Below are 15,847 nucleotides of genomic sequence, written 5' to 3'. Positions count from 1 at the left end.
ATATTCCTCCATTCAACGTATGTGATTTATATCACAATTTAAATTCATTATACAACAAATTATTACTTAATAAAATCTAAAAGTTTTAACAAATCATGACAAATTCATGTCATCATTATGCTAATCCGTTGAATAAGCTAACAAATCATTATAATATGACTATATAAAGTAGAGGTGAATTCAATGAAAAACGTCATAATTTATACACAAGATCAATGCCCACCTTGTCAATTTGTAAAACAGTACTTTGATCAAAATGAAATTGACTATACAGAAAAAAATATTAAAAACTCAAAATACAAATCAGAACTTATCGACTTAGATAGTTTTTCGACTCCAACTGTTTTAATTGATAATAAAGTATTCTACCAAGTAGATATTGAATCATTTAATAAAGCACTAGGTATAACACAATGAAAATAAATTTCCCTACTTCTGATATAGTAACGCTCAAGCACACGTTTTACACTGAACTCAAATCTAACTTAAAAATTGTCCATATAACAGATTTGCATATTGGTTATTACTCTGGCTTAGAATCATTACACCAACTTGTGATCAAAATTAATAATATGCAACCTGATATCATATGTTTAACTGGTGATTGCTTTGATGATATCGGCAAAATTAAATTTGACCCTTATCTAGTTATACCTTTATTCATAACCCTTAAATCAAAATATGGCAAATTTTTTGTTCCAGGAAACCATGACTATGGTTCCAATAGTATCAGTACTGTTATAAAAATAATGAAACTTTCAGGGTTTAATGTTTTATTAAATGAAACACAAGTAGTCAAAACCTGTGCTGGCAATCTTTCTATTTACGGCATTGATGATTTATGTTTCGGTCAACCAAATTTTAGTAACTCATTTTATGACAAAGATGATTATATTGATTTTAGAGTTTGTTTAATGCATGAACCTGATAAAGTTCGATTACTCAACCCAAATATAAATCTCGTTTTATCTGGCCACACCCATGGTGGACAAATACGACTTCCTGTATTCGGTGCGTTGCATACACCTGCACTTGGTAAGAAATACAAGCAAGGTCTATATCAAATTAGACATAGACAATATCTTTATGTTAATAAAGGGATTGGTATGACTAGGTTACCTATTAGAGTATTTTGCAATCCTGAAATTGCTATATTTTATTTAAAAGGAAAATAATTTTTATATATAAAGAGGGATTTCTTAATAATTAAGAAATCCCTCTTTATATATAAAATTAAACTCAATTTATGCTAATTCATTAACTAATTCTACAACTTCTTCAGAAGTCGCACAGTTAATAGCTCGATTAGCTAATTCTTGCATTTCTTTTTGGTCTAATTCTTTTATTTGTTTTCTAGCTTTTAAGATACTTGTTGCGCTCATAGAGAACTCATCTAGACCTAATCCAAGTAATAATGGAACAGCTGTGTTATCGCCAGCCATTTCACCACACATACCAGCCCATTTACCTTCTTTATGTGAAGCTTCAATTACTTGCTTAATTAAGCGAAGAATTGCTGGGTTATATGGTTGGTATAAATACGAAACGCGTTCTGACATACGGTCAGCAGCCATAGTATATTGAATTAAATCATTAGTTCCGATACTAAAGAAATCTACTTCTTTAGCAAAGATATCAGCTAATGCTGCAGTTGCTGGTATTTCTACCATGATACCTACTTCGATATCATCATCAACTTTAACACCTTCAGAAACTAATTTTTCTTTCTCTTCAAGTAAGATTGCTTTAGCATCTCTGAATTCTTGGATAGTTGCAATCATTGGGAACATGATGTTTAACTTTCCATATTCAGATGCACGTAATAATGCTCTTAATTGTGTTCTAAAGATATCTGTTTGATCTAAACATAGGCGAATAGCTCTGTATCCTAAGAATGGATTCATTTCTTTAGGCAAGTTTAAATAAGATAATTCTTTATCTCCACCAATGTCTAAAGTACGTACGACAACACGTTTGCCATCCATTTCTTTTAATACTTTGCTATATGCTTCAAATTGTTCATCTTCTGAAGGCATATTGTCTCTTCCCATGTATAAGAATTCAGTACGATATAAGCCGATACCTTGTGCACCGTTATTTTTAACACCTTCTAAATCATTCGGTGTTCCAATATTAGCAGCAAGTTCAACATGAACACCATCTTTAGAAACTGAATCATCATTTACTAGCTTAGCAAGCTCTTGTTTTTCAGCAAAAAAGTCTTTTTGCTTTTGTTCATAAGCAAGAACTTCATCTTCGCTAGGATCAATGATTACGTCTCCAGTTAATCCGTCAATGATTAAGCTATCACCATGTTTAACACGGTCAGTTATATCTTTTGTACCTACAACTGCAGGTATTTCTAAAGAACGACTCATAATTGCAGAGTGCGAAGTTCTTCCACCAATATTTGTAGCAAAACCTTTAACAAACTCTTTGTTAAGTTGTGCTGTATCAGATGGTGTTAAATCTTCCCCTACAATAATAACGCTTTCATTAATCATACTAGGATTCGGTAATTCTACTCCTAAAATATGAGCTAATATACGTTTAGATACGTCTCGTATATCTGCAGCGCGCTCTTTCATGTACTCATTATCCATATTTTCAAAAATACTAATGAAATTATTAGATACTTCTTGTAATGCAGTTGGAGCGTTCACTTTATTATTGCGTATATTTTCTTCAATTGGATTTAATAACTCTGGATCTTCTAACACTAATAAATGTGCATCGAAAATTGCAGCTTTATCAGCACCAAGTTGCTTTTCAGCATTATTACGAATTTGAGTTAGTTCAACTTTTGATTGATTCACAGCAGCTTTAAACTTTTCAACTTCGCCGTCTACATCGCTGATATTTTCACTTGAAAATGATAAATCAGGTTCAACTAGTAAATAAGCTTTACTAATAGCTACACCATCAGATGCAGCTATACCTTTTAATATTTCAGACATTATTTTGTTAAACCTTCTTTAGATAATACGTCTGTAATAGCTTCGATCGCTTCTTTCTCATCACTACCCTCAGCGTAGATAGTAATTTCAGCGTCTTTACCAACACCAAGGCTCATTACACCCATGATTGATTTTAAGTTAACTTTTTTAGCGTTATATTCTAATTGAACATCTGAATCAAATTTAGATGCAGTTTGAACTAACATAGTAGCTGGTCTTGCATGAATACCCGTTTCGTCAATAATTACGTAAGATTTTTGTTCCATTTTATTGTCTCCTTCTAAAGCCATTATTTAATTTGTATAAAATCAAATTTTATCTATACGAATAAAGAATATCAAAAAAATAGATACAATTCAATCAAATTACATAAGTATGCAACATTTTGGTGCATTTATTATTAATCTGACAAGTTTGCATATTCAACTGCAATTTGTGTACCAATTTTTGCATTATGATAAACCAGTTTAATATTCGTTTCTAAAGATTTACCTTCAGATTGTTTAACAATTTCTCCTAATAAGAATGGCGTTGAGTCTTTACCATGAATACCTTGTTCTTCTGCTTTTTTAACTGCATTATCAATGATTCCATTAATAAATGATGGTTCTAATTGATCTTCTTCTGGTACCGGATTTGCTATAACAATGCCTGAATCTAAGCCTAAATCCCATTGAACTTCAGCTAATTTAGCAATTGTTTTTACATCATCAATTCTCGTGTTTAATTTCAATCCACTTTCACGAGTAAAGAATGCTGGTAATTCATCTGTTTGATAACCAACTACAGGTACACCTTTAGTTTCTAAGTACTCTAAAGTTTTATCTAAGTCTAAAATAGATTTAGCACCTGCACAAACTACTGCTACTTTCGTTTTTGATAGTTCATCTAAGTCAGCTGAAATATCCATCGTTTGTTCAGCACCTTTATGAACCCCACCAATACCACCTGTTACGAAGAATTGGATGTCAGCTAATTGTGCACAAATCATAGTTGAAGCAACAGTCGTTGCACCAATTCTCTTAGTTGCAAGTATTTCAGCAATGTCTCTTCTTGATACTTTTGCTACGTCATCAGCACTTGCTAGTAATTCTAATTCTTCATCATTTAAACCTACTTTAATAGTGCCATCTATAATAGCGATTGTTGCTGGTACACCGCCGTTATCTCTTACAATTTGTTCTACCTTTTTAGCCATGTCCACGTTTTGAGGATAAGGCATGCCGTGTGAAATAATTGTAGATTCTAAAGCAATAATTGCTTTACCTTCCTTTTTAGCTTGTTCTACTTCTTCTGAAAATTGAATATAGTTTTCCATTATAATTCCTCCATGTCTTTTATAAGTTGTTTCTCATGTAAATCTTGTCTAACTGTAAATGGTGTTTGAATAGTTTTTGCTGCATTTGCTTTAGCAAGTTTAACAATTTGTTCTATGTCATAGGACTTAAGCCAACCGTAAATCAAAGCTGATGTAAATGCATCTCCTGCCCCAGTTACATCTACTACTTGTTTAACTGGTGTTACACTAAATTCTAAAATACCTTCCTGTCCTTCATAAAAGATTTGTTCTTTACCAGAAGTGACAATGATATTTTTTGCACCTTGTTTGCTAATTTCAGAAATATAAGATTTTAACTGTTCATCAGTTTCTGCTTTTTTACCAACATAAGCTTCTACTTCATCTTTATTCATAATAATCCAATCTACTGCATGTAAATTATGTGGTAAATGGTTCATTTTCGGCCCTGAAACAGCAATGATGATAAGTTTGATACTTTTCTTTTCAGCATAAGCACATAGAAATTCTAATGTTTCTCTCGGACAATTTAAATCAACAATCATACATTTAGCTTTATTAAGCAAATATGTGTTTTTTATCATAAATTCAGGTGTGATTTTATCATATACAGACATATCAGCTAGACCTAAAGTCATGTCGCCATTTTGATCTAACAAAGCTGTATAACTACCTGTTGCTTCACTCGAAATATTTTCAACGTAATCAACATTCATAAATGGAGATGACAAATCAGAAATATGTTGCCATTCTGCATCATTTCCAGCAGTTGTTAACAACAATACGTCTTCACCTATACGTCCTAGATTTTCAGCGACGTTTCTTGCAACACCACCTATTGACGTTTCTGATGTTACAGGATTAGAAGTACCTTGAATTAACTGCTCAGTAATATGGAATTTACGATCAATGTTAGCACCACCTATACAAACAATTGGATTTTGTTCGTTTAAGACGTAAGCTTTCCCTTGAACATATTCCTTCTTAACTAAGCCAGAAATGATATTTGCAACTGCTGGCCTTGATAAGCCAACTTTCTCTGACAATTCTTGTTGAGAAATAAACGGGTTTTCTTTGATTAAATTTAAAATTAATCTTTCATTCTCGTTCAAAATTTTCACCTCACAAACATTTGTTTGTTTTACAAACTTTAGTTCACAATTAGAATTATAAACCGTTTTCATTCATAATGCAAACGTTAACTTAAATGTAATTTATTTTACAAAAAAAGACTGCCAACTCGTCTTAAAGACTTGTTGACAGTCGCAGGATTAATTATGATGGACGTAAAAAATCATTTATGACTTTCTCACATTTTTTAATGTGATCTTCGCCCATTTTTTTCATTAAATAGTAACTTATTGAACCAGCTACTGCTTGTCCAACAAGAGGTACCCATCTAGATTGCTTCGCAGCTTCTCTTTTTACAACCGATTTAAAAAATACTTTAACCATAGCATTCGTTACTTTTTGACCTATGAATTGACTACCTTTCATAGCTGCTGAAGTTAAAACTTTTTGTTTTAAATCATCTTGCATTTTATTGACTTGCTTATGGCTCAATCCGTAAATCTTATTAATATCTTCTATGATGTCTCCCATTAATTTTATATCCATACCTACGCCTAAACCAGGTATCGGCACAACATTAGCGGCAGATGACATTAATGATTTTTTTTGAACGAGATCTTGAGCTCTTTTTCTTCGTTCCAATAATTCAGTTTCTGTTGTTGGTAATTCAGAACGTTTTTTTATTTCTTCAATACCTAACGCTTTATTTCCAGCTTTTGAAGTGATTTTGTTTATAATTCCCATTTTAATCATTCTCCTCACAGTTCATTATTAATTTAATGAATAGTAAAATATACCCTTTTTTCGAAGAATTTAACCATTTATCTGTACAAAAACAACTTTCAAGTACTTACTTGGTTTATAATGAGGATGTGTTTTGAAGTCTTTAGGTAACCCCATCACATCGGAAATTGTATAATCTAGCTCTAATGAATCCAACGTTTGATTTATCATTTTTTTAAATGCTTTTTGCGGAAACGCACTTGAATTTGTACTTAATACTAAAGTACCTGTTTCATTAAGTAATGAAGCAGCACCTTCAATTAGTTCAGGATAGTTTTTTTGTACACTAAAAGTCTTTTTCTTATTACGAGCAAAACTTGGTGGATCAATGACAATAACATCATAACTTAAACCATGCCTTAAAGCGTATTTAAAGTAATCAAAAACATCCATAATAAATATATGGTTATTATTTAAATCCATGGCGTTTAATCCAAAGTTCCCTTCAGTTAATGTTCTAGCTCGATTTGCCAAATCAACACTTGTTGTACTTTTAGCATTTTCACTTGCTGCAACTGAAAATGCACCAGTGTAACTAAATAAGTTCAGTATATCTTTATCTTCGCTATAATGGTCGCGTATTTTTTTTCGTACTTCTTTTTGATCTAGGAAAATACCAGTCATTGGTCCGTCATCTAAATTCACATTATAAAATAGATGATTCTCTTCAATTACATAAGGAAATTCTGGCGCGTCACCTTCTACGAAATCAGAAGATGTTTCCATTCCTTTAAACCTCCTTTTTTCAAAGATAGATTTATATTCAAAAACTTCTTGAATAGCTGGCAAAATTCTATCTTTCAAACGATAAATACCGACTGAGTACCATTGTAATAACAAATGCCCATCGTAATTATCAATTGTTAATCCACCAATTCCGTCACCTTCAGCATTAAATAACCTATAAGCATTAATGCCATCTACATTTTCAAAATATTCACGTTCTTGAATTGCTTGTTTAAATAACTTAACGAAAAACTTGTGGTCTATTTTTTCAGTGGAATCTAAAGATAATACCCAACCTATACCTTTGTTTTGCTCACCATAATAAGCAGTAGCGATAAAGTTTTTCCCTGCATCTACTAAAGCTACTAATTCACCTTCATCCATACTTGGCATTTCAAAAATGTCATCTTTGTCGACTAATGGATATCCTCTAAAATATTTATCTTCTTTACCATTTTTAAGCATAATTTGTTTCATTGTTTTTGGCCATCCTTTCGAAATGTCTCACATATTATAACGTAAAATAGTCAAAGACACCAAAAAAACAGAGTATCCCCCTTTAGAATACTCTGTTAACCGAATTTTATTAATCAAAATTTCCCCCAGAAAGTTTTGATCCCCTTGTATGTAAACGCTTACTAAACTTAGTATAAATCATTAGATTATTCCGTGCAATACATTTTTATAATTAATTCTATAAAAATATTTACTTATTACAACTTCTCTTATATAAATTTCTAATAATGTACCAATTAATAATCTATAAAATACTTTGTCTTCCAAATTGTTAATCTAATAAAGATGCGTGTGCTTGGATTATTGAAGTAGTTAATCCAATAAAGGTGCTCTACTTGGATTATTGAAGTAGTTAATCCAATAAAGGTGCTCTACTTGGATTATTGCGGTAGTTAATCCAATAAAGGTGTGTCTAGTTGGATTATTGAGGTGGTTAATCCAATAAAGGTGCTCTACTTGGATTATTGAGGTGGTTAATCCAACAAAGGTGCTCTACTTGGATTATTGATGTAGTCAATCCAATAAAAGGTGCTCTACTTGGATTATTGTCTTAGTAAATCCAATAAGAGTGTGTCTAGTTGGATTAATGTCGGATTAAATCCAATAAAAGTGTATCTATTTGGATTATCGAGGTAGTTAATCCAATAAAGGTGCTCTACTTGGATTATTGCGGTAGTTAATCCAATAAAGGTGTGTCTAGTTGGATTAATGTCGGAGTAAATCCAACAACAATATCAACTCTTGTTTTTTGACCAATCTCATCCAAAAAAGAGCTAAGGATTTGTATCCCTAGCTCTTTTATATTATTAGGACTTTAAGCCCTTCAAATTAAAATGATTTTTTCAAATGAATGATAAATGCTGGTGTAACAAATAGCATTAATAAAAATGATATCGGTGTAATAAATACGGAAAATTGTGATGTTTGAAGTGCCGATACAAAGAATGTAGTTGCAATTTCAAAGAACAATGCTGATATCACAAATAATTTTCCGAAATTATGTGTATTTTTAACATTAGTTGTATAGTTAAAGTATGCATATAGTATAATTAATAACATCATTATAAATAATGTTACCCATTCAAATACATATTGAATTTGAGATAGACTCCATTCACCTGATAAGAATAAGCCATTTCTATTGTTAAATTCTATAATCGTAAATAAGAAAAGTACGAATGTACAAATCCATTCGATATAACTTTTTTTCAACCATTTTGGTCTTCTCATCCATTTAGGTATATCTTCATCTTCAATTTTTATGATTTCTTTCCATTTTTCATTTCGTTTTCTTCTTTTTTCTTTTACCTCTTCAGAATTAAACTTATCCAAAGTAACTTGCTTCATATCTTCTAATTTACTGTATAAAGCTTGTGACAAAGTAAATATTTTTCTAGTTAATCGATTATTTTTAACTCTTGAATAACGTTCTTCATTTACAGTTTCAATGTCTTCTTCACTAATTGGTAATGATCGTCTCAAATAAAGACTCGTCCATACAGACATCTGACTAAAACACCATAATAAAATAAAGAACAAATTCACACTCATTACATCGAGCGGTTTAACGCTTTTTGTATCAATATTATGATTCATAGCGAATTGTGAAATAAAGTAGCACATTCCGTATGAAATGATAATCCATAAGTAATGTTTTTTTCGATGTAATGGATTAAGTTCACTTTTATATACAACATAGCCTACATGTATGGCAAATGGGATAATAAATAAAAATGAAGCATAGCTATAAACTTGGAACATTGTCATTAAAATAATAATCATGAATATAATCGTTAAAACTATATAAAATATAGATATATCATAATCATAATTTGTTGTTCTTCTTAATGTACGTGCTATTAACAATACAAAGATGCCGAACAACAAGATAATTATTGCCGAAATGACTGGAAAACCACCTATATAGTGATTTAAAATTCTTACTAACTCATCAAAAAAAGCTACAAAAAAGTCCCAAATATTACGAATATGGATATTAGCAGAGTCTTTAATATTATAATCTTTAATACGTGGTGCATTAAATAATATCAGTAGGCCCGTTATGATAATGAATATACCTATAATCCGGCTAAAATGAACTTCCCAGCTTTTTTTCTTAATAGACATGTTCTTCACCTCATTGAACATTATAATTGTTTCATTTTCAAATGTCTTTAAATAAATCGAAAATCAGCCCCAAGAAGTATAAATAAGTTTAAAAGTCAGTACTACCTGGGTATATAATAATATCATACATTTTAAGGGAGTGTTATTATGAGTAATAACGATAAACATAAAGAAGAAGCAGAAAAAGCTAAGAAAAAAGAACAAGAAAACAAAAAAGATAATGATAAAGGACAAGATGAAACAAAAGACAACATTCAAGACACTTTTGAATAAATATATCTTATCTTAAATTTCAACGCTTGAGAGGCTGGGACATAAATACATGTCTCAGCCTCTTTCAATTATAATGGTAGTAGCTGAAATGCACTTATATCAAGCTTTTTTAACCCTAGTAATCTTTGCCGGGGTGGGACTACGAAATCTTTTTAATAAAATGAGATTTCTGTCCTACTCCCTCATTCTTATTATATTTTTGAATAATATGGTGTTACAAAATGTTCTTATTGACAAAAGATTTAATAAGACTTATCGTAGTGTTAACAAATCAATAAATGCACTAGGGGCGTTTTAAACTGAGACAGACCTGAAAAAGTCTGAACCCTTTGTACCTGATCTAGATTATACTAGCGTAGGAAAGTGTTCGTGAATCTTATAATATTCATTTTTATAATGATAACAATATTTTTATGCGCTTCTATCTAGATATAGAAGTGCATTTTTTTATATAAAAAAGGAGAATTAGTTATGGCAAAAAGATTAACTTTATCTGATATTTTAGTAACTGTATTAATAGGTGCTGTATTTGCGATTATTTATAAATTTTTATGGTTACCGTATGAAGTTTTAAAACCACTTGGTCTCCATTTAGAGCAATCTATTTATGGTTTTTGGTTTATTGCAGCTATTATCACTTATTTGATTATTCAAAAACCTGGTGTAGCATTATTAGCAGAATTTGCAGCGGGTGCTGGCGAAACAATAGTTATGGGACAATTTGATATTCCTACTTTTGTATATGCCTTACTTCAAGGCTTAGCTTGTGAAATTGTATTTTTAGCTGTTCGATATAAATCGAGAAAGTTATATGTCGCTATTATAGCTGGAGCTTTGGCTGGTATCATTACTTTACCCGTTGATTGGTTTTATAATTATTTAGGCGATGTTGCAACTTGGAATATTATATTAATGTTCAGCATAAGAATACTGAGCGGAGCTATATTAGGTGGCGCGCTTGGATACGCTATTGTACGAGCACTTGATCGAACTGGTGTTACTAAATTATTCAGACCTTCTTCTAAAAAAGATTACGACTTATTATAGGAGCTATAAAATTGTTATCACTTAAAAATCTTAGACTTAAATATCCAGATGATGAACGTATCATTTTTAAAAATTTAAATATTACTATAAATGATAGAGAGAAAGTTTTATTACTTGGTCCGAGTGGTTCAGGTAAAAGTACCCTATTAAATGTATTAAGTGGCATCATTCCTAGGTCTGTAGATATACCTATGAAAGTTGATGAAAAGCATATTGACCCTTTCCCAGGTGTTATATTTCAAGATCCTGACACACAATTTTGTATGCCTAAAATTAAAGAAGAGTTGGCTTTTGTATTAGAAAACATGAAAGTTGAACCTAACCGAATGGATTCACTTATATCAAAAGCTATGCAAGAAGTTAACTTAGAGGCAGATCCATCTAAAAAACTTAGCCAACTTAGCGGTGGAATGAAACAGAAATTAGCTATTGCTTCTATTTTATTGCAAAAAACTGATACTTTATTTTTAGATGAACCAACTGCAATGTTAGATACATCTTCTACTTATCAACTTTGGGATTTACTCATGCAACATTGGGAAAATCAAACAGTTGTAATTGTTGAGCATAAAGTTGATTATATATGGAATTATGTAGACAGAGTCATTGTCATGAATGATAAAGGGCAAATTACGCATGATAGTACACCTGACGACATATTAAATAACCATACTGACGTATTAAATGAATATGGTGTTTGGCATCCTAATTCATGGGATTATGCACCTAAATCACTTTCTATTAACCATAAATACGAACCTTTATTAAATATAAGCAATCTAGAAATATTACGTCATCGTAAAAAGTTATTTAAAGTAAACGATTTATCTATAAACAAAGGTGAATTAATAGTGTTAACAGGGGCTAATGGAACTGGAAAGACTACTTTTTTAGAAACCTTAATGCAACTTATTAAATATGAAGGAAATATTTATTACAAAGATAAACGTCTAAAAAAAATAAAAGATGCATCTAAACACATGTATTTTGTATATCAAAATCCAGAATTACAATTTATTGAAATGTCTGTTTATGATGAAATTTCGATTAATTTTTCACATCAAAATAAAGAAACAGCACAAGCAAAAACTGAAGAGATGTTGAAATTATTAAGATTAGAACATGTAAAAGCACAACATCCATTCGAACTTTCAATTGGACAGAAAAAAAGATTAAGCGTGGCTACAGCATTAAGCACGCAATCTGAAATCATATTACTAGATGAACCGACATTTGGTTTAGACAGCCATAACACTTTTGAACTGATTAAGTTATTTAAACAGAGAGTTACAGATGGGCAAACAATTATCATGATTACACATGAAAATGAAATCATAAATCGTTACGCGACCAGAATATTGAACATTCAAAACCGTGAATTAGCCATAAGTGATGGTGACGTTTATGCTGAATAATTGGAAAAGATATTACACTTTCATCGATAACGTTAATATTTTAACTAAACTATTATTAGGTATTTCACTATTTTTCTTTGCCATTTTCATACATGATTTTGATTTCATGCTTTATTTAACAATTGTGATGTTTATATATTTAATATTTATGAGCGGTGTAAAATGGCCGCCGTTGTTAATTGTTATTGCTATTACTTTATTCTTTGGCTTTACTTCCTCGCTATTTATGATTTTTTACGGTGAAGGAAGTCATACGTTGTTTAAATTTGGTATTATCAATATTACGAGTGAAAGCTTAATGAGAGGCTTACACGTTACAATGCGTACACTGGTTATTTCCTTTTATGGAATGGTTATACCTTTCACATCACAAATTATTTATGTGTTCTATAGCTTCATGCAACATTTAAAATTAAAACCTAAAATAGCTTATGCTTTTATGGCATCTATCAGAATGATTCCTATCATGTTTACATCATTCATCCAATTAAGACAAGCATTAAAAATGCGTTATCAAGTCGTTGATAAAAGTCAGCGTAAAGGACTTAAATGGATAAATCATTTACTTATACCGACATTAAGTCAAAGTATAAGAAAATCTCATAGATTAGCAGTAGCTATGGAAGCTAAAGGATTTACGAATGGTAAACGAACTTATTATTATAAAGTGCCTTTTACAATAAATGATGTGTATTTTATTATAATGTCAATTTTATTAGTTATTTTGGCGTTTTGTTTAGGGAGTTTCTTCCCTATTACAAACATTACTGATATTAGGTAACATTGCGTTATGTTTGACCATATCTTTCCCTAAAAGAACGAAATGTAGCGCAATGAAAAAGACCGATAAAATTTATGCAATCAAATAAATTTTATCGGTCTTTCATTTTATTATATTTGAGCTTTCAATGCTTTATGTCCTATATCTTTTCTATAGAATAAATTGTCGCATTTTATTTTTTCCACTTGAGCATAAGCATTTTTTTGTGCTTCTCTTATATCTTTGCCTGTTCCAATAGAAATCATAACTCTTCCACCGTTATTTTCATATTGTCCTTTTTCGTTCTTTTTCAAGGCGCTAACATAATACTGTTCTATTTGGTCTAAGCCTTCAACTATATGACCTTTTTCGTAATTAGCAGGATACCCTTTTGATGCTAATACAACGCCTACTACACTTTCATCTTTCCATTCAAGCTTGATAGGTTCTTTTTTATATGTTTTTTCTAGCAGTTCAATAAAATCTGAATCTAATTTTGTTAATAATACTTGTGCTTCAGGATCTCCAAATCTCGCATTAAATTCAATAACTTTTGGACCATCTTCTGTTAAAATTGCACCGATATATATTAACCCGAAGTATTGTATACCCTCACTTACAAGTGCTTGAGCTATAGGTTGCGCTACTTTTTGATTTGTTTCTTCGATGATTTCTTTTGAAATATGTGGAACCGGGCAGTAAGCACCCATACCTCCAGTATTAGGACCTTTATCAGCATCAAATGCACGTTTATGATCTTGAGCTATACAATCAAAAGGTACCGCAAATTCTTCATTTACAAATGTCATAACTGAAAATTCTTCGCCTTCAAGAAACTCTTCAAATACAACTTTTTCATCATCTGTTGTATATAAAGTTTCTACAGCTTGTCGAGCTTCTTCTCTAGTCAAAGCTACGATAACACCTTTACCAGCAGACAGCCCATCCTTTTTCAATACAATTGGTATAGGACATGCTTCAACATATGTTAATGCTTTTTCTTTAGAACAAATTGTTTCATATTCAGCTGTTGGAATATTATATTTGTCCATTATTTTTTTAGCAAATTCTTTTGACCCTTCTAATTGTGCAGCTTCTTTATTAGGTCCAAATACTTTAGCATTTGTTTCACTTAAAACATCAGTTAATCCATCAATCAAAGGTTGTTCTGGGCCGATAATAACCCATTCAATATCATTATTTACAACAAACTCTTTTATCTTTTCATGATTATCTTCTTTAATATTTGAAATGACAGTTGCTACACCACTCATCGCATCATTTCCTGGAATAACAAATACCTCTTCGACTGTATTTGAAAGTTTACATTTTTGAGCTAAAACATGTTCACGACCACCTGAGCCGATTATCAGTACTTTCATTTATGAACCTCCTAATGTTTAAAGTGTCTCACGCCAGTAAATACCATACTTATGCCATATTTATTTGCCATATCAATAGATTCTTGATCTTTTATTGAACCGCCTGGTTGAATAATTGTCTTAATGCCAGCTTTTGCAGCAGTTTCAACTGAATCTCCCATTGGGAAAAAGCCATCAGAGGCTAAAGCTACATTATCATTCATTTCAATTGCTCTATCTATCGCAATTTTAGCTGATCCTACTCTATTCATCTGTCCAGCGCCGACACCGACAGTTTGATGATCATTTGCTAGAACAATCGCATTACTTTTAACTGAACGTACTACTTTCCAAGCAAGTTCTAATGCTTTCCATTGCTCTTCACTTGGTTCAACATCTGTTACTACTTTCATATCTTCTCTTTTAATAATTTCATTATCTTTATCTTGAACTAAGTATCCACCTGAAACAGAAACAAATTCTTGTTCATCTTTTGTTTCAGTCATATCGATTTCTAACAATCTAATATTTTTCTTACCTTTAAGAACTTCCAATGCTTCCTCTTCAAAATGAGGAGCGATAACAACTTCTAAGAAAATAGAATGTAGATTTTCTGCTAAAGCTTTTGTAACAGGTCTATTAAGTGCAACTATTCCACCAAATATTGATTGTGAATCCGCTTCATAAGCATATTCATATGCTTGTTCTATTGTTTCACCTACACCTACCCCACAAGGGTTCATGTGTTTAACAGCTACTGCTGCAGGTTGTTCAAACTTCTTAATCAATGATAATGTTGCGTCAGCATCTTTTATATTATTAAAACTTAATGCTTTTCCATGTAACTGTTTAGATCCAGCTAAAGTATTAGGCTCTTGAGAAGTCTTAACAAACGTAGCATTTTGTTGTGGATTTTCTCCATATCTTAATTTTTCAGAAGCATCATTAAAGAATTCTACAATCGTATTATCATAATCATTAGTATGTTTGAAAACTTTTATCATTAATGATTTTCTGTAATTCTCATCTAATTCATTGTTCTCTATACGTCGAATCACTTCTTCATAATCATCAGGATTAACAACTGTCGTTACAAATTTGAAGTTTTTAGCAGCAGCTCTCAACATAGTTGGTCCACCAATGTCTATATTCTCAATTGCTTCTTCTTCAGTAACATTTTCTTTTTTAATTGTTTCTTTAAACGGATATAGATTAACAACGACTAAATCGATTAAGTCGATACCTTGTTCCTTTAATGCTGATAAATGTTCAGGAATAGAACGATTTGCAAGTATACCACCATGTACACCAGGATGAAGTGTTTTTACACGACCATCCATTATTTCAGGAAAGTCTGTTAGTTCTGATACTGAGTACACTTCAACATTCGCTTCTTCTAAAGCTTTTTTAGTACCACCAGTAGAATAGACTTTGTAGTCATTTTTAATTAAATTACGTGCAAATTCGACAATGTTCGTTTTATCTGAAACACTTAATATTGCATTTTTCATTTT

The 15,847-nt window shown here is 31.2% G+C and carries 15 protein-coding genes and 1 riboswitch; of the genes, 6 read left to right on the top strand and 9 right to left on the bottom strand.

The genetic code is table 11. The annotated features are described in order from the left end of the window. Positions 1-183 precede the first annotated feature (183 nt). Both ACO6VN_RS04185 and ACO6VN_RS04180 read left to right on the top strand, forming a co-directional pair. Entirely contained in the window at positions 184-417 is a 234-nt protein-coding gene (locus tag ACO6VN_RS04185; protein ID WP_422404273.1) for a glutaredoxin family protein, read from the top strand. Then, positions 414-1,175: a metallophosphoesterase gene (locus ACO6VN_RS04180; protein WP_016999681.1), complete on the top strand. Its 762-nt coding sequence runs from the start codon at positions 414-416 to the stop codon at positions 1,173-1,175. The genes ACO6VN_RS04185 and ACO6VN_RS04180 overlap by 4 nt, the downstream gene beginning before the upstream one ends. Positions 1,176-1,244: 69 nt before the next feature. Here the strand turns inward: ACO6VN_RS04180 and ptsP are convergent, their stop codons facing one another. The 7 genes from ptsP to auxA all read right to left on the bottom strand — a co-directional run bounded on the left by ptsP (position 1,245) and on the right by auxA (position 9,477). Beyond that, positions 1,245-2,957, bottom strand: a complete 1,713-nt coding sequence (ptsP, locus tag ACO6VN_RS04175; protein WP_422404272.1) for a phosphoenolpyruvate--protein phosphotransferase — start codon at positions 2,955-2,957, stop codon at positions 1,245-1,247. Beyond that, the gene (locus ACO6VN_RS04170) at positions 2,957-3,223 is read right to left on the bottom strand and encodes a phosphocarrier protein HPr (RefSeq protein WP_016999679.1); all 267 of its coding nucleotides are present in this window, start codon (positions 3,221-3,223) and stop codon (positions 2,957-2,959) included. Before ACO6VN_RS04170 ends, ptsP begins: the two co-directional genes overlap by 1 nt. Before the next feature lie 134 nt (positions 3,224-3,357). Further along, positions 3,358-4,275 carry a pseudouridine-5'-phosphate glycosidase gene (locus ACO6VN_RS04165; RefSeq protein WP_016999678.1) on the bottom strand — a complete coding sequence of 306 codons (918 nt, stop codon included), beginning with the start codon at positions 4,273-4,275 and terminating at the stop codon, positions 3,358-3,360. After that, on the bottom strand, positions 4,275-5,366 hold the full coding sequence (locus tag ACO6VN_RS04160) for a carbohydrate kinase (RefSeq protein ID WP_422404271.1): 1,092 nt from the start codon (positions 5,364-5,366) through the stop codon (positions 4,275-4,277). Before ACO6VN_RS04160 ends, ACO6VN_RS04165 begins: the two co-directional genes overlap by 1 nt. A gap of 163 nt (positions 5,367-5,529) precedes the next feature. Continuing rightward, on the bottom strand, positions 5,530-6,069 hold the full coding sequence (locus ACO6VN_RS04155) for a DUF697 domain-containing protein (RefSeq protein ID WP_064211306.1): 540 nt from the start codon (positions 6,067-6,069) through the stop codon (positions 5,530-5,532). Between the two features lie 69 nt (positions 6,070-6,138). Beyond that, positions 6,139-7,311: a class I SAM-dependent rRNA methyltransferase gene (locus ACO6VN_RS04150; protein WP_016999675.1), complete on the bottom strand. Its 1,173-nt coding sequence runs from the start codon at positions 7,309-7,311 to the stop codon at positions 6,139-6,141. An 867-nt stretch (positions 7,312-8,178) separates the two neighbouring features. Further along, the gene (gene auxA / locus ACO6VN_RS04145; RefSeq protein WP_194200878.1) at positions 8,179-9,477 is read right to left on the bottom strand and encodes a lipoteichoic acid stability factor AuxA; all 1,299 of its coding nucleotides are present in this window, start codon (positions 9,475-9,477) and stop codon (positions 8,179-8,181) included. A 147-nt stretch (positions 9,478-9,624) separates the two neighbouring features. On the opposite strand from auxA, the gene ACO6VN_RS04140 reads away from it, so the two are divergent. The 4 genes from ACO6VN_RS04140 (at position 9,625) to ACO6VN_RS04125 (ending at position 12,993) form a co-directional block, all read left to right on the top strand. Then, positions 9,625-9,750: a hypothetical protein gene (locus tag ACO6VN_RS04140; protein ID WP_016999673.1), complete on the top strand. Its 126-nt coding sequence runs from the start codon at positions 9,625-9,627 to the stop codon at positions 9,748-9,750. A gap of 275 nt (positions 9,751-10,025) precedes the next feature. Beyond that, positions 10,026-10,129: riboswitch (TPP riboswitch) on the top strand. A 92-nt stretch (positions 10,130-10,221) separates the two neighbouring features. Further along, positions 10,222-10,797: an ECF transporter S component gene (locus tag ACO6VN_RS04135; protein ID WP_194200879.1), complete on the top strand. Its 576-nt coding sequence runs from the start codon at positions 10,222-10,224 to the stop codon at positions 10,795-10,797. A gap of 11 nt (positions 10,798-10,808) precedes the next feature. Next, positions 10,809-12,212, top strand: coding sequence for an ABC transporter ATP-binding protein (locus ACO6VN_RS04130; protein ID WP_422404270.1), 1,404 nt, complete (start codon positions 10,809-10,811; stop codon positions 12,210-12,212). After that, complete coding sequence (locus ACO6VN_RS04125; protein WP_422404269.1) at positions 12,202-12,993, top strand: energy-coupling factor transporter transmembrane component T family protein; 792 nt, start codon at positions 12,202-12,204, stop codon at positions 12,991-12,993. The genes ACO6VN_RS04130 and ACO6VN_RS04125 overlap by 11 nt, the downstream gene beginning before the upstream one ends. Positions 12,994-13,103: 110 nt before the next feature. On the opposite strand, the gene purD is transcribed toward ACO6VN_RS04125, so the two are convergent. Together purD and purH are read right to left on the bottom strand one after the other, a co-directional pair. Then, a complete protein-coding gene (purD, locus tag ACO6VN_RS04120) occupies positions 13,104-14,354 on the bottom strand; it encodes a phosphoribosylamine--glycine ligase (RefSeq protein ID WP_422404268.1) in 1,251 nt (416 codons plus the stop codon). 11 nt (positions 14,355-14,365) lie between these two features. Continuing rightward, the gene (gene purH / locus ACO6VN_RS04115) at positions 14,366-15,844 is read right to left on the bottom strand and encodes a bifunctional phosphoribosylaminoimidazolecarboxamide formyltransferase/IMP cyclohydrolase (RefSeq protein WP_422404267.1); all 1,479 of its coding nucleotides are present in this window, start codon (positions 15,842-15,844) and stop codon (positions 14,366-14,368) included. Positions 15,845-15,847: the final 3 nt, after the last annotated feature.

The sequence above is a fragment of the Mammaliicoccus sp. JADD-157 genome, assembly GCF_049310805.1.
GTDB lineage: Bacteria > Bacillota > Bacilli > Staphylococcales > Staphylococcaceae > Mammaliicoccus > Mammaliicoccus lentus.
Note: the sequence above shows the minus strand (reverse complement) of the source record. Positions and strands in the feature narration are given on the sequence as shown.